The 949-nt window shown below is 50.7% G+C and carries 1 protein-coding gene and 1 tRNA gene; one reads left to right on the top strand and one right to left on the bottom strand.

Translation table 11 applies throughout. The annotated features are described in order from the left end of the window. Positions 1-182: 182 nt before the first annotated feature. A tRNA-Gly gene (locus GJU40_RS20475) sits at positions 183-256 on the bottom strand. A gap of 426 nt (positions 257-682) precedes the next feature. On the opposite strand from GJU40_RS20475, the gene GJU40_RS20470 reads away from it, so the two are divergent. Then, positions 683-901, top strand: coding sequence for a hypothetical protein (locus tag GJU40_RS20470; RefSeq protein ID WP_154309895.1), 219 nt, complete (start codon positions 683-685; stop codon positions 899-901). The last annotated feature ends 48 nt before the right edge of the window (positions 902-949 follow it).

The raw sequence follows: 949 nt of genomic DNA, 5'->3' as shown, positions 1-949 counted from the left end.
AAGTCATGCTAAGAGCGCCACGTCCTGTGGCAACGCATGACTGTCCGACGTCGTGTCGGGCTGCGACAAGCATAAGATGGCATATGTGAGCACTGCACATAAGAAAATTTAACGAAAAAACGCAATGCTTCGTTTTACAGGAAACGAAACACTGCGTTGTCATTAGGTTAAAATCTTATGTATGGAGCGGGTGATGGGAATCGAACCCACGACATCAGCTTGGAAGGCTGAGGTTTTACCATTAAACTACACCCGCAAGTGAAGTTCATCAGGTACTTTTATATAATACACACTTACGGAAAAGATGTCAACAAGAAGTGAGAAATTTGTCGAATGACTTAGAAAAGCGGAAGGCAGCTTGCTTAGGCTCGACAAGCATAAGGCAGCTTGGACAGAAGGTCGCTCTTTGACCTTTTGGCCAAGATGACTTATGACCTCGAGAGCCTAGCTGCCGGAGCTGGACAATGTAGAAAAGCGGAACCGGCTTGCCAGGCCCGACAAGCATAAGACGAGCATCTCTAAAAAGCGCTCTTTGCCTTTTTGAGATGATTGGCTTATGACCTCGAGGGCCTAGCCGGAGCTGCTGGACACCAAGAAAAGCGGAAGGCGCCCGCTCAGCCCTGACAAGCATAAGACGAGCCGGAATGAAGGTTGTTATTTAACCTTCAGGCCGGATTGGCTTATGACCTCGAAGGGCTGGCGCCTGGAGCTGGACACCAAGAAAAGCGGAAGGCGCCCGCTCAGCCCTGACAAGCATAAGACGAGCCGGAATGAAGGTTGTTATTTAACCTTCAGGCCGGATTGGCTTATGACCTCGAAGGGCTGGCGCCTGGAGCTGGACAAACCGAAAAGCGGAAGGCGCCCGTTAAGCGGCGACAAGCATAAGGCAGCTTGGGCATGAGGTCGCTCTTTGACCTCTTGACCAAGATGACTTATGACCTCGAGCCGC

This window comes from Metabacillus lacus, assembly GCF_009674805.1.
GTDB classification, from domain to species: domain Bacteria; phylum Bacillota; class Bacilli; order Bacillales; family Bacillaceae; genus Metabacillus_C; species Metabacillus_C lacus.
The sequence above is the reverse complement of the archived record's forward strand: the minus strand, read 5'-3'. Positions and strand labels throughout refer to the sequence as shown.

What these genes read in the sequence shown, in the direction of transcription:
- GJU40_RS20470 (WP_154309895.1), top strand. Translation starts at nt 683, where the DNA reads ATGACCTCGAAGGGCTGGCGCCTGGAGCTGGACACCAAGAAAAGCGGA.